Origin of the sequence: Streptomyces sp. PsTaAH-137 (genome assembly GCF_003259365.1) — a bacterium.
Classification (GTDB): Bacteria; Actinomycetota; Actinomycetes; order Streptomycetales; family Streptomycetaceae; genus Streptomyces.
Genome location: NZ_QLLY01000008.1, coordinates 264,375 through 288,160 on the forward strand (window position 1 = coordinate 264,375; position 23,786 = coordinate 288,160).

Here is a 23,786-nt window from a genome sequence, read left to right on the forward strand (position 1 = left end):
CCCTGGCACTGGAGGACGGATGACGGCCGAGCTCACCGGACTGACCGCGCAGGATCTGCTGGACGGCTACCGCAAGGGCGAGTTCAGCCCCGTCGACGCCACCCGGGCCGTGCTGGCCCGGATCGAGGAGACCGAGCCCGCCCTGAACGCGTTCGTGCGCGTCGACGCCGAAGGGGCGCTCGCGGCGGCGGCGGAGAGCGCCGGGCGGTGGCGGCGCGGCGAGCCGCAGGGGCTCGTCGACGGGGTCCCGGTGACGGTCAAGGACATCCTGTTGCAGCGCGGGGCGCCGACGTTCAGGGGGTCGAAGACGGTTCGGGCGGAGGGGAGTTGGACGGAGGACGCGCCGTCGGTCGCCCGGCTGCGGGAGCACGGCGCCGTGTTCGTCGGCAAGACCACCACGCCCGAGTTCGGCTGGAAGGGCGTCACCGACTCGCCGCTGTCGGGCGTGACCCGCAACCCGTACGACACCACGCGGACCGCCGGCGGCTCCAGCGGCGGCAGCGCGGCGGCGGTCGCGGTCGGCGCGGGGCCGCTGTCGCTCGGCACGGACGGCGGCGGCTCGGTGCGCATCCCGGCCGCCTTCTGCGGCATCTTCGGGCTCAAGCCGACGTACGGGCGGGTGCCGCTGTATCCGGCGTCGGCGTTCGGCACGCTCGCGCACGTGGGGCCGATGACGCGCACCGCGGCCGACGCGGCGCTGCTGATGGACGTGATCTCCGGCCCCGATCCGCGCGACTGGTCGGGGCTCGGCCCGGCGGGCGGCAGCTTCCGCGAGGGGATCCAGGGCGGGGTGCGCGGGCTGCGGGTGGCGTTCTCGCCGTCGCTGGGCGGGCAGGTCGCGGTGCGGGCGCCGGTCGCGGCCGCGGTGCGCTCGGCCGTCGAGCGGCTCGCCGGGCTCGGCGCGTACGTGGAGGAGGCCGACCCGGACTTCACCGATCCGGTCGGGGCCTTCCACACCCTGTGGTTCAGCGGGGCGGCCCGGGTCACGCAGCGCCTTTCGGCCGCCCAGCGCGAGCTGCTCGATCCGGGGCTGCGGGACATCTGCGCGCAGGGGGCGCGGATGAGCGCGCTCGACTATCTCGCCGCGGTGGATGTGCGGATGGAGCTGGGGCGGCGCATGGGTGTCTTCCACTCGGCGTACGACGTGCTGGTGACGCCGTCGCTGCCGGTCACGGCGTTCGAGGCCGGGGTGGAGGTGCCGCGGGGGTCGGGGCTGCGGCGGTGGACGGGGTGGACTCCGTTCACGTACCCGTTCAATCTCACGCAGCAGCCGGCCGCGACCGTTCCCGTCGGGGTGGACGGGGACGGTCTGCCGGTCGGGCTTCAGGTGGTCGGCGCCCGTCACCAGGACGGGCTGGTTCTCCGGGTGGCGCATGCGTTGTACGAGGCCGGGGTCGCGGGTGTCAGCGCGCCGTAGCCCGGGGCTCCGCCCCGGACCCCGCTCCTCAATCGCCGGAGGGGCTTGATGTTGCCCGGCGGAACCCCAGCGTCTCCCCCACGGCCCCGCTCCGCCAAAGGTCCTGGCAGGCCGCGGCCATCTCGTCCAGCCCCTCCACCACCTGCCCCCACACGATCCCGGGCACCCACCCCACGTCCCCGTTCATGAGCAGGTTGTTGCGCTCGTAGAACAGGGCCAGGTCGATCACCGGGGAACCGGCGCTCAGGCCCGCGCCGGAGCCGTAGCCGTAGGACTGGGAGCCCAACTGCGTCCCGTTGAAGGAGAAATAGCAGAGGTCGCCGGGAATGGGCGTCACCGTCGGATTCTCCAGCGGTGGCTCCTGTTCCGCGAATGCCGGGAACAGGGCATAGATCTCGTTGCGCGCGTATTTGGCGTGGTAGACGTCGGAGACGAGCGGCAGCGCGTCCCAGACGGCCGCGCAGGTCAGCGGAGCGCGGTCGTCGAGGAGCCTGGCCGTGCAGGCAACTCCCCTTTTGGCCAGGGAGACTTCGATGAAACGGGTGCCGGATTCAGTCGTGGAGTCAGCCATGCGTTCCATGGTCGGCCTCGGTCACCCCTCGCGGTCAAGACCGCATCAGCCGCACCAGGGGCGTGAATTGATCGGCATGGATTGGTTCCGTTCGGGTAGCCGCGCGCCCATGGCTCCACCAACTGAGATACGTACGAACGGGAAACCGTTCGGAAGACAGGGTGTCCGCAGACGATCACTGCTCGCCGGCGTCGGAGCGCTCGGCGCGGCCGGTGCTCTCGGCGCTGCGGGCTGCAGTCGGGTGCCGAGCGGTGACACGCTCGCCCGGTTGCAGTCACAGGGAACCGTGCGACTCGGCATCGCGGGAGAGGTGCCGTACGGATACATCGACGACAGCGGGAAGTTCACCGGCGAGGCGGTGGAACTGGCCAAAGTGATCTTCAAACGGCTGGGTGTCGCCAAAGTCCAGCCGGTCGCGACCGACTTCGCCTCGCTCATCCCCGGCCTGAACACGCAGCAGTTCGACGTCGTGTCCGCCGGGATGTACATCAACAAGGAACGCTGCCAGCAGGTCATCTTCGCGGATCCCGAGTACCAGATGCTGGACTCGTTCATCGTCGCGAAGGGCAATCCGAAGAACCTGCACTCCTACGCCGACGTCGTGAAGTCCAAGGCCAAGTTCGGCACCGGCACCGGCTACGCGGAGATCCAGTACGCGGTGGACGCCGGTTACAAGGAGTCCGAGATCGTGATCCTCCAGGATCAGGTCGCCGGGCTGAACGCCGTGGAGGCCGGCCGCATCGACGTCTTCGCCGGGACCGCGCTGACCACGCGCGAGGTCACCAAGAAGAGCCGCAAGGCGGAGGCCACCGACCCGTTCGCGCCGCTGGTGGACGGCAAGAAGCACGTCGACGGCGGCGGCTTCACCTTCCGGCGCGCGGACACCAAGCTGCGCGACGCCTTCAACGTCGAGATCCACAAGATGAAGAAGAGCGGCGAACTGTTCCGGATTCTCCGGCCGTTCGGCTTCACCAAGGCGGAGATGACGACGCTGACCGCCGAGGAGCTGTGCCGATGACCTCCGGACTGTGGGAACACTGGGTACTTCCGGGCATCTGGGTCACGATCCAGCTGACCGTCTTCAGCGCGGCCCTCGCGACCGTGGTCGCGTTCGGCGTCGGCGCCGCGCGCACCCACCGGCTGTGGATCGTACGGTTCGTCGCCGGTCTGTACACCGAGATCTTCCGGGGCACCTCCGCCCTGGTCCTGATGTTCTGGATCTTCTTCGTCCTGCCGCAGCTCGCGGGCTGGTCCCTCGTACCGATGTGGGCGGCCGTGCTCGCGCTCGGCCTGTCCTACGGCGCGTACGGCGCGGAGATCGTCCGCGGCGCCCTGAACGCGGTGGCGCCCGCGCAGCGCGAGGCGGGGGTCGCGCTGAGCTTCACCCCGTGGCAGCGCATGCGGCTGATCCTGCTGCCGCAGGCCGTGCCGGAGATGATCCCGCCGTTCTCGAACCTGCTGATCGAGCTGCTGAAGGGCACCGCGCTGGTGTCGCTGCTCGGTATCGGTGACGTGTCGTTCGCCGCGTACCTGGTGCGGCTCGCGACGACGGAGAGCGCGGAGATCTACACGATCACGCTCGTCATCTACTTCGTGATCGCGTTCGTGCTGACGCGCGGGATGCGCGCGCTGGAGAAGAAGACCAAGGCAGGACTCGGGCAGAAGCCCGCCTCAGGAGCCGGAGTCATGCGCAAGCTCAGCCTCCGCCAGCAGAACGAGACCGCTCAGCTTCCCGTGGGCGGAGGAGGTGCCCCGTGATCACCACCGCCGCGACCAGCTGGGACTGGTCCGCCGTCAGCGACTTCATGCCGCATTTCTGGGACGGCGTGCTCGTCACCCTTCAGGTCCTGCTGTACGGCTCGCTGATCTCCTTCAGCGTCGGCCTGCTCTGGGCCCTCGCCTTCCGGGCACCCACGCGCTTCGTCCGCTGGCCCGTCGGGCTGATCACGGAGTTCATCCGCAACACCCCGCTCCTGGTCCAGCTGTTCTTCCTGTACTTCGTGCTGCCCGAGGCCGGCATCCAGTTCTCCGCGCTGACGACCGGTGTCGTCGCGATCGGCCTGCACTACTCGACGTACACCGCGCAGGTCTACCGCGCGGGCATCGAGGCCGTGCCGGTCGGCCAGTGGGAGGCGGCCCGCGCGCTGAGCCTGCCGTACCGCAAGACGTGGACCGCGGTGATCCTGCCGCAGGCGATCCGCCGCGTCGTGCCCGCGCTCGGCAACTACGTGGTGGCGATGCTGAAGGACACCCCGCTGCTCGCGGGCATCGGCGTCCTGGAACTGCTCCAGCGCTCCCGCCTCCAGGCGGCGCAGACGTTCCAGTACACCGAGGCGCTCACCGTCGTCGGTGTGGCCTTCATCGTCATCTCCTACCTCGCCTCCCTTCTTCTCCGATCCCTGGAGCGCCGCCTTGTCCACTGACACGAACCTGTCCAACGAGCAGCCCAATCCCGCGGTGGACGGCAGCGAGCTGATCCGCTTCGACAAGGTCGTGAAGCGGTTCGGGGCCAACACCGTCCTGGACGAGCTGGACTTCTCGGTCGCCTCCGGCAAGCACGTGACGCTGATCGGCCCGTCGGGCTCCGGCAAGACGACGATCCTGCGGCTGCTGATGACGCTGCTCAAGCCCGACGAGGGCACGATCACGGTGGGCGGCGAGTACCTGACCCACGAGCAGAAGAACGGCAAGCTGGTCCCGGCCGGCGAGAAGCACATCCGCGAGGTCCGCAAGAACATCGGGATGGTCTTCCAGCAGTTCAACCTCTTCCCGAACATGAAGGTGCTGCGCAACGTCATGGAGGCGCCGGTCACCGTGCTCGGCCTGCCCAAGGACGAGGCCGAGCAGCGGGCCCGCGAGCTGCTCGACATGGTGGGGCTCGGCGACCGCTGCGACGCATACCCCTCGCAGCTCTCCGGCGGCCAGCAGCAGCGGGTGGCCATCGCGCGGGCGCTCGCGATGCGTCCTCAGGTGCTGCTGCTCGACGAGGTGACGTCCGCGCTCGACCCCGAGCTGGTCGCGGGCGTCCTCGACGTCCTGCGCGACATCGCGCACACGACCGACATCACCATGCTCTGCGTGACCCACGAGATGAACTTCGCCCGGGACATCTCCGACCAGGTCCTGATGTTCGACGCGGGCCGGGTGATCGAGTCCGGATCGCCGGAGAAGATTTTCAGCGACCCCGAGCACGAGCGCACCCGGGAGTTCCTGAGCGCGGTCCTGTGACCAGCCGCGCACCGGTCGTGGCATGACTTTGGCATATGCCAGGGTGGCGCGTTCCTGCTGAGAGGGTACGGAACGCGCCACCAATCTCCCCAACCACCGCCCCTTCTGGGTGTGTTGGCGGCTATCGTGGACGAAGCCAGCTGTCCGGAACCGTTCCATGCAGGGGGATCCCGTGGCGCTGAAGCACGACAAGGACGCGTCGTCGTACCAGCCGCACCAGTCGGTGCAGCACGCTTTGCGCGTGCTGGACGCCGTCGCCCGCCGGGGCGTCGGCATCACCGACACGGAATTGGCGCGCGTCACCGGTCTGCCCGCGGACCAGCTGACGCAGATGCTGCGCATGCTGCGGCGCGAGGGGTATGTCCAGCAGGCCGCCGACGGCGCGTATCTCGCCGGGGCCACGCTCGATCAGCTCGGCGCGGCCGACGGGCACGAGGCCGCGCTCGCCGCCAAGCTCCAGTTCACACTGGACGAGCTGCGGGACACCGTGGGGGCCGCCGTCTACATCAGCCGGTACATCGACGGCGAGGTCCGGATCACGCAGGTCGCGTCCGGGCCCGAGGCTCCGCCGGTGAACGAGTGGGTGGATTTCCGGGTCTCGGCGCATGCCAGTGCCGTGGGCAAGAGTCTGCTCGGGCAGCTGGACGTCAACGGCCGACGGGATCATCTCTCCCGGCACAAGATGGCCCGCCTCACTTCTCGCACGATCACGAACGAGAAGGTGCTGCTGTCCAAGCTCGCGGCCCAGCCGGCGACCGTCCCGGTCCTCGACCTCCAGGAGTACGCGGTCGGCACGGTCTGTGCCGCCGTCCCGATCACGGCCGGCGCCTCCGTGGGCTGCCTCGCCCTCTCCCTCCCGGTGGAACACGCCCACCGCCTCCACCACGCGGCCGACCGCCTCAACCAGAGCGCGGCCCCGGTCCTGCTGTCCCTGGCGATCTGATCGCCGGGGGCCGGGTGCGGCTCTCGTCGTGGCTGGCCGCGCAGTTCCCCGCGCCCCTGAGCGAGCGCAGCTCGCTTCAGGGGCGCGGCGAACTGCGCGAGAAGCCCCACCGGCCGTCAGCCGACAACGACGAAGGCCCCCCGCGAACGGGAGGCCTTCGACTTAGGTGCGCCATCAGGGACTCGAACCCCGGACACGCGGATTAAGAGTCCGCTGCTCTAACCAACTGAGCTAATGGCGCCGGTTGACGAGGTAAATACTACCTGGTCCGCGGGGGTGGTCCCGACCACGAGGTCAGCGCGGGTCGAGCAGGTGAGCCCGGCCCCGGTCACGGAAGGCCGCGGCGAGACCGTCCCGCTCCCCCGGAGAGAGAACCCGGTACGCGGCAGCCCCAGGCGGCCGCCACCACAGCTCACCGGCACCGCCCCAGAACCCCTCCCGCCGCAACTCCCCGCGCCGCACCTTGTTGGTCGCGGTGACCGGCATCCGGTCCACCACGCGCACGAAACGGGGCGCCATCTTCGTACCGAGATCCCCCTGCCCGAGCAGAAACTCCCCGAAGGCGAGAGGGTCGAACACCACCCCCTCGCGGGGCGCCACCGTCGCCATCACCTGGTCCCCGGCGACCGGATCGGGCACCCCGTACACGGCGACGGCCGCCGCGTCCGGCCAGCGGGCGAGGATGTTCTCGATCATGGCGGGGGCGAGGTTCTCGCTGTCGACGCGGATCTTGTCGTCACCGCGCCCCGCGAAGTACAGGAACCCCTCGGCGTCCCGGTAGAAGAGGTCGCCGGTCCAGTACCAGCCGTGCTCGCGCACCCGCTCCGCGTACGCGCTGTCGTTGCGCCAGTACCCCTCGAAGGGCGAGCGCCCCCGGTTGACCAGCTCACCGATGGCCTCGGCGCCGTTGACCAGCCGCCCGCCCGAGTCGAAGGCGGCGGGCGGGCACTCCCGTTTCGTCCCGGGGTCGAGGACGACGAGGTCGTCGTGGGGCGCGGCGCGGCCGATCGCGCCCGGCGGGGTGTCGGCGGTGCGCTGCACGGCGGCGCCGCCCTCGGACGACCCGTACCCCTCGACGAGCCGCACGCCGAACCGCGCCTCGAAGCGGGCCGCGTCCACCGCGCCCGCCTCGGTCCCGAACCCGACGCGCAGCGGGTTGTCCTTGTCGTCGGCCCGTTCGTCGGTGGCCAGGAGGTACTGGACGGCCCGGCCCACGTACGTGAAGTAGGTCGCGCCGAACCGTCGTACGTCGGTCAGGAACCCAGACGCCGAGAAACGCCGGCGCAGCGCCACGCCCGCGCCCGCCGCGACGGCCGGGGCCCAGTCGGCGATGACCGCGTTGCCGTGGAAGAGCGGCATGCAGATGTAGTGCACATCGTCGGGGCGGACCCGGAAGGTGTCGACCAGGGAGCGGCCCGCGGCGGCGAGCCGGCCCTGGCTGCACAGGGCGGCCTTCGGGGCGCCGGTCGAGCCGGAGGTGAAGTAGAGGAGCATGCGTGAGCCGGGGCCGACGCGCGCGGCGATCTCCGGTTCGGCGCCCTCGTACGGGGTGAGCAGTTCCTGGTAGGCGCCGGTGTCGGTGACCAGGACGCGGACGCCGGGCAGGCCGAGCCCGTCGAGCAGGGGGAGGTGGGCGCGGTCGGTGACCAGGACCCGGACTTCGGTGTGCGTGATGTCGCGGGCGAGCTCGGCGCCGCGGCGGGTGGGGTTGAGCCCGGCGACGGCGGCCCCGGACAGCGCGGCGGCGGCCAGCCACTGCGGGAACTCCGGGGTGTTGTCGAGCAGCACGCCGACGTGCGGCTCGGCGGCGGCCGGCAGCAGGTCGCCGAGGAGCGCCGCGCGGGCGGCGGCGCCCGCGGTGACCTGGTGGTGGCTGAGCGTCTGGTCCTCGTACGCGAGACCGGGCCGGTGGTCGCCCCATCGGGCCTGGACCAGTTCCGCGAAGGTGCGCGTGTCGGATCCCATGGCCGCGCACCATAATTGACGTACCGTCAGAAGTGGAGACCCGTGGGGAAGTCGTCCGGGACCTCCGGCTCGTCCGGCGATCCGGCGGTGAGCGCGATGACCATGACGGTGACGCACACGGCGAGCGCGGCCGCCATGAACAGACCGATGCACCCCATGCCCACCGCGAGCGCCACGGGCCGGTAGGGCTCGGCCGTCGCGTGCTCGGGCGCGTCGGCCGCGTAGCGCACCATGACGGTGTCGCCCTCCAGGACCGTGTCGGGCCCGCCGTTCCCGGTGATGCGGACCGTGCGGCCCTCGCGCGTGGTGAACTCGTACACCCGGCTCCGGTAGGTGGTCGGCGAGTCGCCGCCGGTCGTATTGGTGAGCACGCGCAGGCAGCGCGCCTCGGACGTACGCCCGCCGTGCCACGCCCGCCGGATCCGCAGGCCGCGGCGCAGCAGCGCGACGCCGGTCGCCACCACCAGCGCCGCCACCATCGTCGCGATCCCGACGAAGAAGAACTCCATGCCCCACCCCCGTGGTCGGCCACTCCCCCGTACGCCGGCGAAGACTCGTCGGCGTACGGGGAAGCTACCCGGGCGCAGGGCCGGTGCCGCTCAAGGGAAGCTCAGAACTTCCCCGCTCAGAACGTGACGTCCGAGCACGCGTAGAAGGCGTTCGCCGTGTCCGCGATCGTCCACACCGCGAGGATCACGTGGTGGCCGGACTTGCCGGAGGGCAGGGTGCCGGAGTGCGAGAGGGTCGCCGGGGGCTGGCCGCTGTAGGGCACCGTGAGGAACGGGGTGGTGTCCAGGGCGGCGCGGGTCAGCGGCTGGCTGTCGTTCCAGCCGTTCTTGGTGACGTAGTAGCGGAAGTCCGTGGTGGAGTGCCGCGCGGTGAACTGCCAGCGGAACGTGTAGCTCTGACCGCCCGTCACCTTGGTGGTCGGCCAGGCCGAGCCGTTGGGCTGCTTGGCCGCGTTGAGCTGGCCGAACTCGCCGTGGTTCGCCGAGCAGATCTGACCGTCGGCGGGACCCGCGGCCGGGAAGCCCTTGGGGCCCTCGACGCTCTGCGGCTCCCACTGGATGTTGCCGCAGTTGGCGACGGTGCCGTTGGCACAGAGTTTCTGTCTGCTGATGGGCAGGTCGGTGTAGCCGTGGCTGCTCGCGCCGCCCGCCGACAGGGCGAACGCCCCGGCGGTGGTGAGGCCGAGCAAGGCCGCGTAGATCTTTTTGTTACGCATGCTGCCGCTCCTGGGGGTGTGGGGACTTCCGGAAGCCGTGCGCACAGCGATGTTCCAGGTCTAGACCAACTCCCAATGTATTGCCGGGAGTTGAACATGTCCATACCAATCGCAGACTCCGGAATCCCCGCGTCACTCCCCCCGGCCGGTGTAGAAGGCGACCGTCAGGTCCTTCACCAGCGCCTTGCGCTCGTAGTCGTCCAGCTCCACCAGGCCCCGGGTGGTCAGCCGGGTCACCGCGTCCTCCACCGAGTCCACGACCGAGGTGAGCACGCTGTCCCGGTGCTGCGCGTCGAGCGCGGCGATCCGGCGGCGCTGCATCGCGGCCGCCACCTCGGGCGCGTACTCGATCCGGGTGGGCTGCGCGGAGAAGACCTCGATGCCGACCGGCTCGGCGTCCGCGGCCAGCTTGCGGGTGAGCAGGTCGCCGACGGCCTCGGCGTTGCGCAGGGTCGGCGCGTCCTCGTGGAAGGCGTCGGCGGGCAGCTGGGACAGCACCCGCGCCATGTCCGCCTCCACGCACTCGCGCAAGTACGTCTCGTGGTCCTCGACCCCGAACGCGGCGCGGGCCGTGTCCTTGATCCGCCACACCACGAGGACGACGACGCGCAGCGCCACGCCGTTGGCGTCGACCGCGGGCATCGGCTCGCTGCGCCAGTGCCGCAGGCGCACGTCGGTGCGGCGGCGCAGCAGCAGCGGGTTCACCCAGAGCAGCCCGGACTTGCGGACCGTGCCGCGGTACCGGCCGAACAGGGTGAGCACCCAGGCCCGCCCGGCGCGGCCGCGCGCGAGCCCGCCGAAGCCGAACAGCGCGAGCGCGCCGGAACCGGCGGCCGCCGCCCACTGCTCGGGCCCGAACCCGGTCCCCTCGTACCGGGAAAGACCGGCGATCTCCGTGACGATCTGCGGCAGCGCCCCGGCCCAGCCGAGCGAGGCCACCGCACCGGCCGCGCCGGCCAGCCCGCCGAGCACCCCGAGCGCGCCGGGCAGCGCCCGCCCGCCGCGCTCCTGAAGGTCCGGGTCGACGGTGGGCGCCGGGCGGGCGGGGGCGCGCGGCGGCATCCGGCGCGGGGCCGTGGTCCTGCCGGGGCCGCCCTTGACCGCGCCGGTGCCGACCACCGCGGGGCGCAGCGGCACGGCCACCGGGTCCGGGTCGTCTCGGAACAGGAGGTGGACCGGGATCTCGGTGGTCGCCTCGTTCTGGATGAGCCGCGCACCACGCGGCCGCTCCCCGGTCTCGGTGGTTTCGGTCATCGCTTCCTCATCACTCTCTCGCTCTGCCTCGGCACGCACACCCGGGCGCTGCCGGCCACGGACGTCCGCCGCCTCGGTCCCGGTCGTCGTCCCGGCCCCGGCCGCCGCTTGCGCCCCGGCCGTCGTCTCGGACCCCGCCTCGATCCCCGTAGCCGTCATGAGAAGAGCCGCCTCCACGTCTCCGGCCCCGGATAACCGTCCGCCGCCGCGCCCCGCCAGCCCTGCGCGCGCTGGAACGCCTCGACGGCGCGGCGGTCGGCCTCGCCCCAGCGAGGGGTCGGGCCCTTCGTGTAGTACTTGCCGAATCCTTTCTTCACGAGCTGTTCGCCGAGCTTCGTCACGGCGGCGCTGCTCGCGCCCGGCCGGAACACCGACCGGCCGGGGAAGGCCGGGGCCTTCGCGGCGGCGGAGCCCTTGGCGCCCGAGGCGCCCTTGCTCGCGGCCGGGATGTCCTTGCCCTTGCCGGTCACCAGGTACGACCAGGTCGTCGGCCCGGGAATCCCGTCGGCGTCGGCCCCGCTCCAGCCCTGGGCCTTCTGGAACGCCTGGGTCGCCCTGCGGTCGGCGTCGCTCCAGCGCGGGCCGGGGCCCTGGCTGTAGAACCGCTTGCCGCCCCGCTCCACGAGCAGCCGCCCGAGCTGGGTGACGTAGGCGTTGTTCGCCCCGGGCCCGAAGGACCCGGCGCCCGGGAACTTCGTCGTCGAGGTGCCCCCGCCGGAGGTGGAACCCGCCTGCACGCCCTTGTAGCGGTAGGCGAGGTACTTGCTGGAATTGCTCCAGTACGCGTACGGGGTGGACTGCTTCCTGGTGCCGGGGCGGGTCTGCTCGTAGGCGATGTAGTAGCTGCGGGTGTAGTCCGTCCACCCGCCGAAGATCGTGACGTGCGAGCCCTTCTCCGGGTCGGACGGATTGTGGAAGAGCAGGATGTCGCCGGGCTGCAGCTGCGCCTTGGTGATCCGGGTGCCGAACGCCGCGAGGCTGCCCGTCCACTCGTTGCCCGGCAGGTCCCACGCCATGGAGACGAAGCCCGAGCAGTCCTGGCGGTAACCGTCCTTGTAGTACTTGTCCATGCTGTACGGGACCTTGGCCGCCACCCAGGTCTTGGCGCGGTTGATGATCGCCGCCCGGGTCGTGGCGCGCAGCGCGGTCTCCTGCGCCAGGTTCACCGAGTTCGCGGCCTGGCCCGGCGCTCCGTGCAGCGCGCTGGTGCCGCCCTGCGGGGTGACGTCGTCGTCGCCCGGCGCGGGCTCACCCGGTCTCGCCTCGTGCTGCCCGGCCGCGGCGGCCGGGGTGAGCTGGACACCGCCGATGACGGTGCCGGCCGCCGCGGCGACGGCCAGGGCGTGCCGCGCGCCGAGTCTGGTCCGTCCCTGCGGCGGTGCGGTGCGCCGCCACCGGACGCACCCGGGGCAGCCGCAGCCGCCCGCCGGGTCGTAGTCCTCGAATACCGGAGCCTCCATGCGATTCCCCTCACACTCCAGAGCCGCCAATGAACTGACGAGCCTCGCCGTCGCACGCAGGCAGCGTCTCAACTGTGCGGACAAACCGCATGTTGACGGTCCGAAAGATGGAAATCGCCATAAATCACCCTTCCCCTCGGCGCGTCGACTGGCCAACGGCGGTCGGGAGCACCCCGGGAGTTCGGGTAAAGTTATGCAGGTCAGCGGGCGCCATTAGCTCAGTTGGTTAGAGCAGCGGACTCTTAATCCGCGTGTCCGGGGTTCGAGTCCCTGATGGCGCACAGCAGTACGAAGGCCTCTCACCTGTGTGAGGGGCCTTCGTCATTGCCGTGCGGAGAGTGATCGGCAAACCCGGCGCAAGGCCGGTAAACACCGTGTTTCGCTTCGAATCACCCTTGTGATCAGCAGGTGGGGCACAGCACCCTGTCATGGAGCCATTGGCGCCAAATGGACTTACGGTGCAGAGCAGTTGCCGTCGGAGAACGGGGGTCCCGTTCACCCGGCGATGCCGAAGAGGGCATCATGCAACCGGAAGGTCGTCGTTCCAGTCTTAGAGAGGGTGGGACGGTGGCCAGCCACTGAGACGCCCGGGATGGTCGAGGGGGACCGGTCCGCGGGCGGACGACCGACGACCACGCGGTGACTCGCGTGCGGGGGGATGACTCAACATGACGTCGACGCCGACGGGTGCCCGCGGGCAGTTCGACCCGTCCGAGACGACCCAGCTGCGGGTGCCACCGCACCGCACCGGCGGCTTCAAGCGCATAAAGAAGAGCCTGCCGCGCTACGACTACGAGCACTACAGCAGACTCGCCGGACCCCTCACCCAGCCCGACCCGGGCAAGCCGTACACGGTGCAGTACCGCTCCCTGCTCTCGCAGGAGCCGCACCGGATCCGCGCGGCGCTCATGCTGGGCGCGGCCCCGCTGCTCTCGCTCGTCCTGCTGTTCTGGCTGCTCCAGCCCGAGCACTGGACCGAGCGCGACTACGTGCAGTACGACTTCCTGCCGGCGCTCGACATCGTCATGCTCGTCGCGATCGGCCTGATCGAGCTCTTCCGCTGCATGAACGTGCTGTCGAACGCGCACGCGACGCTGGTCGCGAGAGACCCGATCCCGGTGGTGCCCGAGACCGGTACGAGAGTGGCGTTCCTGACGTCCTTCGTGCCCGGCAAGGAGCCGATCGAGATGGTGACGAAGACCCTGGAGGCGGCGGTCAAGCTGCGCCACCGGGGCCTTCTGCACATCTGGCTCCTCGACGAGGGCGACGACCCGGAGGTCAAGGAGGTCTGCGCGCGGCTCGGCGTGCACCACTTCTCCCGCAAGGGCGTCGCGAAGTGGAACCAGGCGAAGGGCCCGCACCGCGCGAAGACCAAGCACGGCAACTACAACGCCTGGCTGGACGCGCACGGCGACGCCTACGACTTCTTCGCCTCGGTCGACACCGACCACGTGCCGATGCCCAACTACCTGGAGCGGATGCTCGGCTTCTTCCGCGATCCGAACGTCGGGTTCGTCATCGGCCCGCAGGTGTACGGCAACTACGACAACTTCGTCACCAAGGCCGCCGAGTCGCAGCAGTTCCTCTTCCACGCCCTGATCCAGCGCGCGGGCAACCGCTACGGCTCGCCGATGTTCGTCGGCACGTCGAACGCCGTGCGCATCAGCGCGCTGAAGCAGATCGGCGGCCTGTACGACTCGATCACCGAGGACATGGCGACCGGCTTCGAGATCCACCGCCACAAGAACCCGGCGACGGGCAGGAAGTGGCGCTCGGTGTACACGCCCGACGTGCTGGCCGTCGGTGAGGGCCCCAGCGCCTGGACGGACTTCTTCACCCAGCAGATGCGCTGGTCGCGCGGTACGTACGAGACGATCCTCAAGCAGTACTGGAAGGGCTTCTTCACGCTCCCGCCGAGCAAGCTCTTCAACTACACGATGATGATCATCTTCTACCCGATGGCCGCCATGAACTGGATTCTGGCGGCGCTGAGTTGTGCCCTGTTCCTGGGTCTCGGCGCCTCGGGTGTGAACATCGACCCGACGGTCTGGCTGATGCTGTACGGCAACGCCTCCGCGCTCCAGATCGGCCTCTACATCTGGAACCGCCGGCACAACGTCTCGCCGCACGAGCCCGAGGGCTCCGGCGGTGTGGCCGGTATGGTCATGTCCGCGCTGTCGGCGCCGCTGTACGCGAAGGCGCTCGTCGACTCGCTGCTGCGCCGCAAGAGCAAGTTCGTCGTGACCCCGAAGGGCGACTCGGCCAGCCCCGACCGGTGGTTCGGCACCTTCCGCTACCACTGGTACTTCATCGTCATCTTCGGCGCCTCGATCACGGCCGGCTTCGTCCTCGGCCACGCCCACCCGGCGATGATCACCTGGGCCTGCTTCGCGCTGCTGATCACCGCGCTGCCGATGTTCGCCTGGCGGTACATGCTGCGCCAGGACAAGAAGAAGCCGAAGCCGCCCGCGGGCGAGCCGGCCGATCAGTCGTACGTCCCCCGCCACGCCGCGCCACCGCACGGCGTGCCGCAGCAGAAGCCCGCCTGGGTCGCGGACGGGGGCAACGACGAGACCATGCAGATCTCCTTGGGGGGACGTAACAAGTGAAAGACGGTGCGAGCCGCCGCCGTGCCCGGCGCATAGCCATCGGCACGGTGGTGGTGGCGGCGCTCGCCGGGATGAACGGCCCCTGGCTGTATCGCTTCGGATCGGCCAAGTACCACGAGTACAAGATCAACAGACCGGAGTACAAGGCCGAGAACGGGCACTGGGACGTCATCGACTTCCCCAAGGACCTGCGCCTCAACACGATCCACGCGGCGCTGCTGCACACCGGCAAGATCCTGCTGATCGCCGGGTCGGGCAACAACCAGAAGAACTTCGACGCGAAGAAGTTCGACACCCGGCTCTACGACCCGGTGAAGAACACGATCAAGAAGATCGACACGCCGACCGACCTGTTCTGCACGGGCCACACCCAGCTGGCGAACGGCAATCTGCTGATCGCGGGCGGCACCAAGCGCTACGAGAAGCTCAAGGGCGACGTCACCAAGGCCGGCGGCCTGATGATCGTGCACAACGAGGACCCGGACGAGCCGAAGACCATCAAGGCCGGCACGAAGTTCACCGGCAAGGAGAACGGCAAGACGTTCGTCGCCAAGGACAACATCGTCGTGCCGCGCGCCAAGAAGGTCTTCGACCCGGCGACCGGCGCGTTCCAGCGCAACGACCCCGGGCTCGGCCGGGTCTACGTCGAGGCGCAGCGCTCCGGCACCCAGTACGAGACCGGTACCCAGGACAACTACCGGGTGCAGGGCCTCTCGGGCGCCGACGCGCGCAACGTGTACGGCATCGCGCAGAAGCTCGCGCTCGACAAGAAGGACTTCCAGGGGATCCGCGACTCCTACGAGTTCGACCCGGTCGCCGAGAAGTACATCAAGGTCGACCCGATGAACGAGGCGCGCTGGTACCCCACGCTGACCACGCTCTCGGACGGCAGGGTGCTCTCCGTCTCCGGCCTCGACGAGATCGGGCAGCTGGTGCCCGGCAAGAACGAGGTGTACGACCCGAAGACGAAGAAGTGGACGTACCTGACGAAGGACGTCCGCCAGTTCCCCACCTACCCCGCGCTGTTCCAGATGGAGAACGGCAAGATCTTCTACTCGGGGTCGAACGCGGGCTACGGCCCCGACAACGTCGGCCGCAAGCCCGGCGTCTGGGACCTGACGGACAACAAGTTCCAGAAGATCCCCGGTCTGTCCGACGCGAACATGATGGAGACGTCGAACACGGTCGAGCTGCCGCCCGCGCAGAGCCAGAAGTACATGGTGATCGGCGGCGGCGGGGTCGGCGAGTCCAAGCTGTCCAGCAACAAGACCCGGATCGTCGATCTCACCAAGAAAAAGCCGGAGTTCACCGACGGCCCGACGCTGGAGAAGGGCACCCGCTACCCGCAGGCGTCGGTGCTGCCCGACGACTCGATCCTCGTCTCGGGCGGTTCGCAGGACTACCGCGGCCGCGGTGACTCCAACATCCTCCAGGCCCGGATCTACGACACGAAGGCCAACTCCTTCAAGCGGGTCGCCGACCCGGCCGTGGGCCGCAATTACCACTCGGGGTCGCTGCTGCTGCCCGACGGCCGGGTGCTGTTCTTCGGCTCGGACTCGCTCTACGCGGACAAGGCCGACACCAAGCCCGGCGTGTTCGAGCAGCGCCTGGAGATGTACACGCCGCCGTATCTGTACCGGGACTCCAGGCCGACCCTGGAGAGCGGTCAGCAGACCATCAGGCGCGGCGGATCGGCCACGTACGGCACGGCCCACGCCTCGGCCGTCAAGACGGCGCGGCTGATCAGGCCGAGCGCGTCCACGCACGTCACGGACGTCGACCAGACGTCGGTCGCGCTGGACCTGAAGAAGTCCGGCGACTCGATCACGGTGACGGTGCCCAAGAGCCGCTCACTGGTCGAATCGGGCTGGTACATGCTGTTCGTGACGGACGATCAGGGCACGCCCAGCAAGGCGCAGTGGGTGCACGTGCCGTAGGTCGGCCGACAACAGCCCGAAGGGCGCGGGGAGTTGATCCCCGCGCCCTTCGTCCGTCCGGTCACGAACCGGCGTTGGCCAGCTTCACCGCGTACGCGCCCCACCAGGCGCCGGCCTTGGGCCCGCCCTTGCAGGTGCCGTCGGACTCGCCCGGCCGCTTCACCCACAGGTACGCCTTCACCAGCGGGTCGTCGGTCTTCGTGGTCGGGGTCTCGCCGAGGGCCCGGCCGGGCGGATTGCACCAGCGCTCGTCCGGATCGCCGCTCGTGTACGGCCCGTTGCCGTTGCGGCTGGTGTCCACGACGAACGGCTTGCCGCCGACCTTCGCCGAGAGCTCCTTGCCGTAGCGGATGGAGTCCTCCGTGGAGTAGAAGTTCGACACGTTCACCGAGAAGCCGTCGGCCTGGTCGACGCCGGAGCGCTGGAGCGGCTGGAAGATCTGGTCGGGCTTGCCCCAGCCCGCATTCCCCGCGTCCAGGTAGACCTTGGTGTCCTTCAGCGTCTTGAGCTTCGCGACCGCGCCCTTGAGCAGGTCGTAGCGCTCCTCGTGGAACTGGCCCGGCGTGCAGTTGTCCACCATGTGCTGCACCGCGTCCGGCTCCAGGATCACCGTCGCGGGCCGGTCGCCGATGCCTGCGGCGACCTGGTCGATGAACGCCCGGTACGCGTCGCCGTCCGCGGCGCCGCCCTGCGAGTAGTTGCCGCAGTCGCGGTGCGGGATGTTGTAGATGACGAGCAGCGCGTCCCGGTCGGCCTTCTGGGCGGCCTCCGTGTAGCCACGCGCCTGCGACTCGGCGTTCTCCGGGAGGATCCACTCGCCGCTCGGCTGCTCGGCGATCTTGCGGACCGCCGCCGCTTCGTCGTCCTTGCCGTCCTTCTCCAGGGCGGCCACGGCCTCGGCGGCCTTGCTGTCGGGATTGACCCAGAACGGATCGGCGCTCTTCGGCTGCTGCCCGACCGGACGGGCCGAGCTGTCGTCGCCCTTCTTGTCGCCTCCGGAGGAACACGCGGACACGAGCAGCGCCGCCCCCACGACGACCGCTCCGGCCCTCAGTTTCCGGTACATCCACTCCCCCTTGGGTGCACTGTCTGGCCCTCAATCGTGACATACGCCCTCGCGCGGTCACGAGGCCGGACGGTGCTTGTCCAAGAGCTGTTACAGCACGCCGGAGCGGGGTAGGCGCCCCGCCGTCGGGGGCCTGTCCCAGCGGGGCGGAAGAGGTGGTACACATGTCGCAGGAGTCCCGTGAACTGCGGCTCGCCGCAACACTGGTGGAGTTCGCCGACACCCTCATCGGTGACTTCGACCCCGCCCTGCACCTGAGCCGCCTGGCCGACCGCTGCATGGAGTTCCTGGGCGCGCGCGGCGCGGGCGTGACGCTGCTGGAGGCGAACGGCCGGCCCGGCCCGGTCGTGCACGGCGCCCAACAGCCGGAGTCCGTACGGGAGCTGCTGGAGTGGGAGCAGGAGGCCGGCCCGGTGCACGACAGCCTGGCGTCCGGGCGGGCGGCGCGGGCCGTGCACCTGGCGTCGCGGGAGGCCGTCGCCCACTGGCCCGAGTTCACCGCGGCCGCTCGCCGGTTCGGGATCGCGGCGGCGTACGCGGTGCCGCTGCGCCGGCACGAGACGCTGCTCGGCGCGCTCAGCGTCTACACCCCGCATCCGCCGTCCGCGGAGGGCGGGTTGGCGATCGCACAGTCCCTTGCCGACGCAACCACCGTGGGGCTGCTCAACCATCGCGCCTACGCCCAGTACAGGCAGTTGTCGGGGCAGCTGCGAGAAGCGCTTGCCAGCCGTGTGCGGATCGAACAGGCAAAGGGGATGCTCGCGGAGCGCTGGGGCACGACTCCGGACGGCGCGTTCGACACGTTGCGCCAGTACGCGCGCAGGAACCGGCGCCCGCTCGACCAGGTGGCGCGCGCGGTCGTGCACCGCGTCCTGACCGACACCCAGTTGCGCGCCGACAGGTCCGGACCTGCCTGAGAAGCGGCTCTCACCTGCGCCGACCACGCAGCGCCACCATCCTCGTACTTGGCGTCAAACGCCCTCTATCCTGTGCGCCCCATCCGTCCTAGAGTCGGTGCCAGTGGCCCCAGACCTCGGCCTTCAGGACCGGGAAGGTTCCCCGCCCAGGGGAAGATTTCTCCTTCGAGCCTCCTGCGCCGGCGCCGGGTTACTCCCGCAGCCCGCTGCGCGCGCGGTCGAGGACCAGTCCGGCCGGCGGCTCCGGGGGGAGCGGGCCGCCGGCCGGCCAGGTGCGTCAGCCGGCCCGACGCGCGGGCTGCTCGACGCCCGACAGATACGCGGAGACGACGACGTTCGCCGTGTAGGTGCGGGACGCCTTGTCGAAGGTGCCGCCGCAGGTGATCAGGCGCAGTTCGGCGCGGGACGGGTCGTGCGGGCCGTAGGCCCTGGCGGGGTCGAAATGCTTGCGGTCGTAGACCTCGACCTCGTCGACGGTGAAGGAGGCGATGGAGCCGTCGTCGCGCACCACCTTCACGGTGTCGCCGGGCTTCGCCTCGCTGAGGTGGTAGAAGACGGCCGGCCTGGTCTCGGTGTCGACGTGGCCGACGAAGAGGGACGTGCCCCGCTCCCCCGGACGGGCGCCCCCGCCGTACCAGCCGACGACGCCCGCCTGGTCGTAGGGCGGCGGGTCGACGGCTCCGCCGCCGTCGAGGCCGCGGGCCACGACGGGCGCCTGGATGCGCAGCGCGGCGACGTCGACGCGCTGCGGCTTCGCGCCCTTGACCGGCTTGTGCGCGGCGGGCAGCTCGGCCCCGAAGGGGCGCCCGACGGCGGCGGCGTCGCCGGTCGCGGGCCCGGACAGGGACACGTCGGTGGCGCCGCGCCCCCACAGCCACAGGCCGAGCAGGAGCACCGCCCAGGCGATGCCCGTGATCAGCCGTCCCGCGCCGGGATGCTTGCTCACCGTGGGCTCACTGCCGTGCGGACCGGCGGCGCCGGACGCTGCGGAAGGCCACGGCGACGGCGGCGACCGCGGCGAGGACGAGCCCGATGACGGCGTGCCGGGTGCCGGGGCCCTCGGTGGCCACGGCGGCCCGGCCGGTGTCCGCGGCGGCGGCCGGGTGGGCCGCGGTGCCGCCGCCCCCGGCGTGCACGGGCGCTGTCGGGCTCGGCGGCGGTGTGTGGCCGCCCGGCAGGACCCGGACGCTGCCCTTGATCTCGGAGAGGATGTCGCGGCCGGGGCAGACCACGAGGATCTCGTAGGTGCCGGGGGCCGCGGCCGACTTCACCCGGGCCTCGCCGAACAGGGTCGGCTGGTCGGCCGAGGGCCCGAGCCGCGCGGGCCCCACGAAGGCCGCCGAGGTGGCCGTGCCGGTCCTGCCGTCGCAGCCGGAGACCCGCAGATCGACCTCGGTGCCCGGCGGCACGCCGTAGGGGGTGACGGTGACGGATCCGCCGCCCTCCGCGTGGGCCGGGGCCGCGGAGACCGGCAGCGCCACGAGAGCGGCGGCCGCGCCTGCGGCACGGAGAGCGAGCAGACCTGTACGCATCGTGAACCTCCTGTTACTGGCAGGTTCACGCGCCCGGCGGCATTCCGCATCCCGGGAGCCGCCGTGCGACGGAGGTCCGGCGGGATCGGACGGTCAGACCAGGTCGACGAGGTCCGCGATGGAGTCGACGACGTGCGACGGCGTGAACGGGTACTTCGCGATGTCGGCGTCGCTGGTCAGCCCGGTCCGTACGAGGAAGGTCTGCATGCCCGCCTCCAGGCCGGCCAGCACGTCGGTGTCCATCCGGTCGCCGATCATGGCGCTGGTCTCGGAGTGCGCGCCGATCGCGTTGAGCCCGGTGCGCATCATCAGCGGGTTCGGCTTGCCCGCGAAGTAGGGCTGCTTGCCGGTGGCCTTGGTGATGAGGGCGGCGACGGCGCCGGTGGCGGGCAGCGGGCCCTCGGTGGAGGGGCCCGTCTCGTCGGGGTTGGTGCAGATGAAGCGGGCCCCGTCGTTAATCAGCCGGACCGCCTTGGTCATGGCCTCGAAGGAGTACGTGCGGGTCTCGCCGAGGACCACGTAGTCGGGGGCGTGGTCGGTGAGGACGTAGCCGATGTCGTGCAGGGCCGTGGTCAGGCCGGCCTCGCCGATCACGTACGCGGTGCCGCCGGGGCGCTGGGACTCAAGGAACTTGGCGGTGGCGAGCGCGGACGTCCAGATGTTGCCGACCGGGACCTCCAGGCCCATGCGGGTCAGCCGGGCCTGGAGGTCGCGGGCGGTGTAGATCGAGTTGTTGGTCAGCACCAGGAAGGGCTTGCCGGAGTCGCGGAGCTTCTTGATGAAGGAGTCGGCGCCGGGGATCGGCACCCCTTCGTGGATGAGCACCCCGTCCATGTCGGTGAGCCATGAATCGATGGGCTTGCGCTCTGCCATGGGGTGCACTCCTGCGGTCCGCGGTGAAACGACTGTGCTGAACGGGGCGCCGGGACGACACTGTGCCGACGCCCCCAGCCTAATCAGGATTGGCTGATCTTGACCCCGTCCACGGTCCAGAACCAGTTGTTGCCGCCGGTGTACCGGAAGCGGACCTGCGCGGTGGTCGCCCCGGCCGGCACCTGGAGGGCGACGGTCTCGGTGCGGGAGGAGACGTCGGCGGTGTACGTCTTCACGGAGACCGGCGCCGCGCCGCCGTAGGAGACCAGGACCTCGCCCTTCTGCGGGGACTCCTGACGGTAGAAGGTCGTGTACGTGAGCGTGGCCGCGCGCCCGCCGGTGACCGGGTAGGCGGGGCTGATCAGGGTGGAGTCGAAGGAGCCCGAGACGGTCTTGTCGGACCACTCGTCGCCGTCGGCGACCGCGAAGACGTTGCGGGCCCGGACGTTGGACTCGCGCTGCTGGTCGCGCTCGGCCTTGGTCCAGAACTCGTCGGTGGTGAAGGTCCAGCCGCGCCACTCGGTGACGCCGCCGGTGCCCATCGTGGAGTTGTCGACGGACCAGCCGCTCGGCGGGGTGTGGGTGAAGCCGACGACGCCGGTGCCGATGCCGCTCTCGTCGACCGGCCCGGTGAGCTTGGCGCGCAGGCTGTCGAAGTCGTCGGGGCTCGGCTGCTGGATCGGGCGGCCGTCCAGGCCCCAGGCCGGGTCGAGCGCGACGCCGAGGTGGGCGAGGGCGCTGGCCGCGATGTCGGGCATCTTCACGTCGTACCGGGTGGACCCGGCGGTGACCGTGCCGCCGACGGCGATCATGAAGGTCTGCCGCTCGGGCCAGGTGGAGCCGCCGTGGCCGCCCGCGTCGGTGTGCCCGTGGTCGGCGGTGACCATGATCAGCCAGTCCTCACTGGCGTACGTGGCACGGGACTTCACGGCGTCGACGATCTGGCCGACCTGGCCGTCGACGCCGTGGATGGCGTCCAGGTACTGCTGGCTGGCGGCGCCGTAGCTGTGGCCCGCGTGGTCGACGTTGTCGAGCTGGAGGAAGACCGCGTCGGGGTTGGCGCTCTTCAGCTGGGCGACGGCGCGGCTGGTGGTGCCGGTGTCGTACTCGGCGCTGGGCGTGGAGACGCGGGTGTCGACCTTCGAGGAGAAGACGGTGTCGGTCAGCGGCGCCCAGGAGGAGACGGCGTACGTGGACAGGGCGGGCTTCGCGGTCTCGATGCGGGTGAGGAAGTCCGGGTACTGGGCGAACTTCTGACCGGTGAAGTTGTTGTCCTTCACGTTGTGCTTGTCGGGCCACACGCCGGTGATCAGCGTGGACCAGCCGGGCCCGGACAGGGTCGGGGCCAGCGGGTTGGCGTAGATCGAGCTGGGGGCGGTGAGGCCGGCCGCCATGAGGGCCTTCAGGCGGGGCGCGTCGGCGTCCTTGATTCTGCTCAGAAGGGTGCCGTCGAGGCCGATGACCAGGACCTTGGGCGTCTTGGCGGCGCCGAAGGCCGTGGCGGGCAGGGTCAGGGCGGCGGCCGCGGTGGCGGTGCCGATGAGCAGGGAGCGGCGGGTGAGCGACATGCGGTCCTCCGGGACGTGGCGGCATGGCTTGGTCCAACACCCCTGATTCCACAGGAGTGTTGGACCAGACCCGTTATCTTTTGGTGACACGGACGCGAATGCCCAGGGACATTCGTCACCCCGTGATGAGCTCAGCTGCCGGTCGCGGACTTCCAGTCGTCCACGTACGCCGTCAGGTTCTTGTCGATGTCGTTCCAGTCCGGCTCGAAGATCTCCACGCCGTCCATGATCTTGGCGAGGGCGATGGCGTTCTCGTCGGTGGCCTTGACGTCGGCGCGGGCGGAGAAGCCGCCGCCGATGGAACTGACCTCCTGCTGCTGCTTCGCGGCGAGCATGAAGTCCAGGAGCTTCTTGCCGTTGGCGGTGTGCGGGGCGTTCTTCACGAGGCCGGCCGCGTAGGGCAGGGCGAAGGAGGTCGGCTTGCCGCCGTCCGCCTTGGGGAACCAGATGCCGAGGTTCGGCGCGTCCTTGGACTGGGCGTAGTTCATCTGCACATCGCCGTTGGCGACGAGGAGTTCGCCCTTGTCGACCTTCGGGGCCAGCTTGCCGGTGGAGGCGGACGGGCCGACGTTGTTGGCCTGGAGCTTCTTCAGGTAGTCCATGGCCTGCTGCTTGCCGCCGAAGTCGTGCATCGCCTTGACGACGACCGCGGTGCCGTCGCCCGCGACACCCGGCGTGGAGTACTGGAGCTTGTTCTTGAACTTCCCGTCGAGCAGCTCGTCCCACGTGGTGGGCGCCGACTTCAGCTCCTTCTTGTTGTAGATGAAGCCGAAGTAGTTGTTCACGACGGAGGTCCAGGTGCCGTCGGCGCCCTTGTCCGCGCCGTCGACCTGGTCCGAGCCCTCGGGCGCGTACTTGGCGAGCAGGCCCTTGCCGCCGGCCTGCTGGATGAACGGCGGCAGGGTGACGAGGACGTCGGCCTGCGTGTTCGTCTTCTCGCGCACGGCGCGCTGGACGACCTCGCCGGAGCCGCCCTCGACGTACTTGACCTTGATGCCGGTCTTGGCGGTGAAGTCCTTGAAGACCTTGTCGTACCAGCCGTCGCCGTTCTCGCCCTTGAGGCCGTCGGCGCTGTAGACGGTGACGACCTTCTCGTCGGAGGCGGCGGAGCTGCCGCCGCACGCGGTGAGGGAGGCGGCGAGGGCGAGGCTGCCGGTGACGGCGCCTACGGTGGTGAGCGTGTTTCTGCGCATGGCGAGGTGAACTCCGTAGAAGAGCAGG

At 70.4% G+C, this 23,786-nt stretch carries 21 protein-coding genes and 2 tRNA genes; 10 read left to right on the forward strand and 13 right to left on the reverse strand.

What is annotated here, in order from left to right; genetic code table 11:
- Positions 1-19: 19 nt before the first annotated feature.
- Positions 20-1,417, forward strand: a complete 1,398-nt coding sequence (locus K377_RS19990) for an amidase (protein ID WP_111664782.1) — start codon at positions 20-22, stop codon at positions 1,415-1,417.
- A 28-nt stretch (positions 1,418-1,445) separates the two neighbouring features.
- Here the strand turns inward: K377_RS19990 and K377_RS19995 are convergent, their stop codons facing one another.
- Complete coding sequence (locus K377_RS19995) at positions 1,446-1,997, reverse strand: DUF3830 family protein (protein ID WP_375605936.1); 552 nt, start codon at positions 1,995-1,997, stop codon at positions 1,446-1,448.
- Between the two features lie 100 nt (positions 1,998-2,097).
- Between K377_RS19995 and ehuB the strand changes: the two genes are divergently transcribed.
- The 5 genes from ehuB to K377_RS20020 all read left to right on the forward strand — a co-directional run bounded on the left by ehuB (position 2,098) and on the right by K377_RS20020 (position 6,159).
- The gene (gene ehuB / locus K377_RS20000) at positions 2,098-3,006 is read left to right on the forward strand and encodes an ectoine/hydroxyectoine ABC transporter substrate-binding protein EhuB (protein WP_111664783.1); all 909 of its coding nucleotides are present in this window, start codon (positions 2,098-2,100) and stop codon (positions 3,004-3,006) included.
- Positions 3,003-3,746 (forward strand): ectoine/hydroxyectoine ABC transporter permease subunit EhuC, encoded by a 744-nt coding sequence (ehuC, locus tag K377_RS20005; RefSeq protein ID WP_111664784.1) that lies wholly within the window; start codon positions 3,003-3,005, stop codon positions 3,744-3,746. The genes ehuB and ehuC overlap by 4 nt, the downstream gene beginning before the upstream one ends.
- 47 nt (positions 3,747-3,793) lie before the next feature.
- On the forward strand, positions 3,794-4,411 hold the full coding sequence (ehuD, locus tag K377_RS20010) for an ectoine/hydroxyectoine ABC transporter permease subunit EhuD (protein ID WP_111664885.1): 618 nt from the start codon (positions 3,794-3,796) through the stop codon (positions 4,409-4,411).
- The gene (ehuA, locus tag K377_RS20015) at positions 4,401-5,216 is read left to right on the forward strand and encodes an ectoine/hydroxyectoine ABC transporter ATP-binding protein EhuA (protein ID WP_111664785.1); all 816 of its coding nucleotides are present in this window, start codon (positions 4,401-4,403) and stop codon (positions 5,214-5,216) included. The genes ehuD and ehuA overlap by 11 nt, the downstream gene beginning before the upstream one ends.
- 172 nt (positions 5,217-5,388) lie before the next feature.
- Positions 5,389-6,159 (forward strand): IclR family transcriptional regulator, encoded by a 771-nt coding sequence (locus K377_RS20020; protein ID WP_161195065.1) that lies wholly within the window; start codon positions 5,389-5,391, stop codon positions 6,157-6,159.
- Positions 6,160-6,326: 167 nt separating this feature from the next.
- Here the strand turns inward: K377_RS20020 and K377_RS20025 are convergent.
- From K377_RS20025 to K377_RS20055, 6 genes are all read right to left on the reverse strand, one after another.
- A tRNA-Lys gene (locus tag K377_RS20025) sits at positions 6,327-6,400 on the reverse strand.
- A 53-nt stretch (positions 6,401-6,453) separates the two neighbouring features.
- The gene (locus K377_RS20030; protein WP_111664787.1) at positions 6,454-8,124 is read right to left on the reverse strand and encodes an AMP-binding protein; all 1,671 of its coding nucleotides are present in this window, start codon (positions 8,122-8,124) and stop codon (positions 6,454-6,456) included.
- 26 nt (positions 8,125-8,150) lie between these two features.
- Positions 8,151-8,633 (reverse strand): DUF3592 domain-containing protein, encoded by a 483-nt coding sequence (locus K377_RS20035; protein WP_181512606.1) that lies wholly within the window; start codon positions 8,631-8,633, stop codon positions 8,151-8,153.
- Between the two features lie 116 nt (positions 8,634-8,749).
- The gene (locus tag K377_RS20040; RefSeq protein WP_111664788.1) at positions 8,750-9,349 is read right to left on the reverse strand and encodes a lytic polysaccharide monooxygenase; all 600 of its coding nucleotides are present in this window, start codon (positions 9,347-9,349) and stop codon (positions 8,750-8,752) included.
- 132 nt (positions 9,350-9,481) lie between these two features.
- Positions 9,482-10,603, reverse strand: coding sequence for an SPFH domain-containing protein (locus K377_RS20045; protein ID WP_111664789.1), 1,122 nt, complete (start codon positions 10,601-10,603; stop codon positions 9,482-9,484).
- Positions 10,604-10,758: 155 nt separating this feature from the next.
- Complete coding sequence (locus K377_RS20055; RefSeq protein ID WP_111664790.1) at positions 10,759-12,063, reverse strand: peptidoglycan-binding protein; 1,305 nt, start codon at positions 12,061-12,063, stop codon at positions 10,759-10,761.
- Between the two features lie 207 nt (positions 12,064-12,270).
- Between K377_RS20055 and K377_RS20060 the strand changes: the two genes are divergently transcribed.
- The 3 genes from K377_RS20060 (at position 12,271) to K377_RS20070 (ending at position 16,609) form a co-directional block, all read left to right on the forward strand.
- A tRNA-Lys gene (locus K377_RS20060) sits at positions 12,271-12,344 on the forward strand.
- Between the two features lie 387 nt (positions 12,345-12,731).
- The gene (locus K377_RS20065; protein ID WP_111664791.1) at positions 12,732-14,672 is read left to right on the forward strand and encodes a glycosyltransferase family 2 protein; all 1,941 of its coding nucleotides are present in this window, start codon (positions 12,732-12,734) and stop codon (positions 14,670-14,672) included.
- Positions 14,669-16,609, forward strand: coding sequence for a kelch motif-containing protein (locus tag K377_RS20070; protein ID WP_111664792.1), 1,941 nt, complete (start codon positions 14,669-14,671; stop codon positions 16,607-16,609). Before K377_RS20065 ends, K377_RS20070 begins: the two co-directional genes overlap by 4 nt.
- Before the next feature lie 61 nt (positions 16,610-16,670).
- Here the strand turns inward: K377_RS20070 and K377_RS20075 are convergent, their stop codons facing one another.
- Positions 16,671-17,675: a glycoside hydrolase family 6 protein gene (locus K377_RS20075; protein ID WP_111664793.1), complete on the reverse strand. Its 1,005-nt coding sequence runs from the start codon at positions 17,673-17,675 to the stop codon at positions 16,671-16,673.
- Positions 17,676-17,839: 164 nt separating this feature from the next.
- On the opposite strand from K377_RS20075, the gene K377_RS20080 reads away from it, so the two are divergent.
- A complete protein-coding gene (locus K377_RS20080) occupies positions 17,840-18,592 on the forward strand; it encodes a GAF and ANTAR domain-containing protein (RefSeq protein WP_111664794.1) in 753 nt (250 codons plus the stop codon).
- A 277-nt stretch (positions 18,593-18,869) separates the two neighbouring features.
- Here K377_RS20080 and K377_RS20085 read toward each other — a convergent pair whose 3' ends face one another.
- The 5 genes from K377_RS20085 to K377_RS20105 all read right to left on the reverse strand — a co-directional run bounded on the left by K377_RS20085 (position 18,870) and on the right by K377_RS20105 (position 23,758).
- Positions 18,870-19,538: a class F sortase gene (locus K377_RS20085; protein WP_111664795.1), complete on the reverse strand. Its 669-nt coding sequence runs from the start codon at positions 19,536-19,538 to the stop codon at positions 18,870-18,872.
- 7 nt (positions 19,539-19,545) lie between these two features.
- A complete protein-coding gene (locus K377_RS20090) occupies positions 19,546-20,124 on the reverse strand; it encodes a hypothetical protein (protein WP_111664796.1) in 579 nt (192 codons plus the stop codon).
- 93 nt (positions 20,125-20,217) lie between these two features.
- Positions 20,218-20,997, reverse strand: a complete 780-nt coding sequence (locus K377_RS20095; RefSeq protein WP_111664797.1) for an HAD-IIA family hydrolase — start codon at positions 20,995-20,997, stop codon at positions 20,218-20,220.
- 83 nt (positions 20,998-21,080) lie between these two features.
- A complete protein-coding gene (locus K377_RS20100; protein ID WP_111664798.1) occupies positions 21,081-22,565 on the reverse strand; it encodes an alkaline phosphatase family protein in 1,485 nt (494 codons plus the stop codon).
- Between the two features lie 131 nt (positions 22,566-22,696).
- The gene (locus K377_RS20105) at positions 22,697-23,758 is read right to left on the reverse strand and encodes a 2-aminoethylphosphonate ABC transporter substrate-binding protein (protein WP_111664799.1); all 1,062 of its coding nucleotides are present in this window, start codon (positions 23,756-23,758) and stop codon (positions 22,697-22,699) included.
- Between the last annotated feature and the right edge of the window lie 28 nt (positions 23,759-23,786).

Bases quoted from the DNA above. Each gene is read 5' to 3' on its own strand.
- K377_RS19990 (WP_111664782.1), top strand. From the start codon at position 20: ATGACGGCCGAGCTCACCGGACTGACCGCGCAGGATCTGCTGGACGGC.
- K377_RS19995 (WP_375605936.1), bottom strand. From the start codon at position 1,997: ATGGAACGCATGGCTGACTCCACGACTGAATCCGGCACCCGTTTCATC.
- ehuB (WP_111664783.1), top strand. From the start codon at position 2,098: ATGGCTCCACCAACTGAGATACGTACGAACGGGAAACCGTTCGGAAGA.
- ehuC (WP_111664784.1), top strand. From the start codon at position 3,003: ATGACCTCCGGACTGTGGGAACACTGGGTACTTCCGGGCATCTGGGTC.
- ehuD (WP_111664885.1), top strand. From the start codon at position 3,794: ATGCCGCATTTCTGGGACGGCGTGCTCGTCACCCTTCAGGTCCTGCTG.
- K377_RS20030 (WP_111664787.1), bottom strand. From the start codon at position 8,124: ATGGGATCCGACACGCGCACCTTCGCGGAACTGGTCCAGGCCCGATGG.
- K377_RS20035 (WP_181512606.1), bottom strand. From the start codon at position 8,633: ATGGAGTTCTTCTTCGTCGGGATCGCGACGATGGTGGCGGCGCTGGTG.
- K377_RS20040 (WP_111664788.1), bottom strand. From the start codon at position 9,349: ATGCGTAACAAAAAGATCTACGCGGCCTTGCTCGGCCTCACCACCGCC.
- K377_RS20045 (WP_111664789.1), bottom strand. From the start codon at position 10,603: ATGACCGAAACCACCGAGACCGGGGAGCGGCCGCGTGGTGCGCGGCTC.
- K377_RS20055 (WP_111664790.1), bottom strand. From the start codon at position 12,063: ATGGAGGCTCCGGTATTCGAGGACTACGACCCGGCGGGCGGCTGCGGC.
- K377_RS20065 (WP_111664791.1), top strand. From the start codon at position 12,732: ATGACGTCGACGCCGACGGGTGCCCGCGGGCAGTTCGACCCGTCCGAG.
- K377_RS20075 (WP_111664793.1), bottom strand. From the start codon at position 17,675: ATGTACCGGAAACTGAGGGCCGGAGCGGTCGTCGTGGGGGCGGCGCTG.
- K377_RS20080 (WP_111664794.1), top strand. From the start codon at position 17,840: ATGTCGCAGGAGTCCCGTGAACTGCGGCTCGCCGCAACACTGGTGGAG.
- K377_RS20090 (WP_111664796.1), bottom strand. From the start codon at position 20,124: ATGCGTACAGGTCTGCTCGCTCTCCGTGCCGCAGGCGCGGCCGCCGCT.
- K377_RS20095 (WP_111664797.1), bottom strand. From the start codon at position 20,997: ATGGCAGAGCGCAAGCCCATCGATTCATGGCTCACCGACATGGACGGG.
- K377_RS20100 (WP_111664798.1), bottom strand. From the start codon at position 22,565: ATGTCGCTCACCCGCCGCTCCCTGCTCATCGGCACCGCCACCGCGGCC.
- K377_RS20105 (WP_111664799.1), bottom strand. From the start codon at position 23,758: ATGCGCAGAAACACGCTCACCACCGTAGGCGCCGTCACCGGCAGCCTC.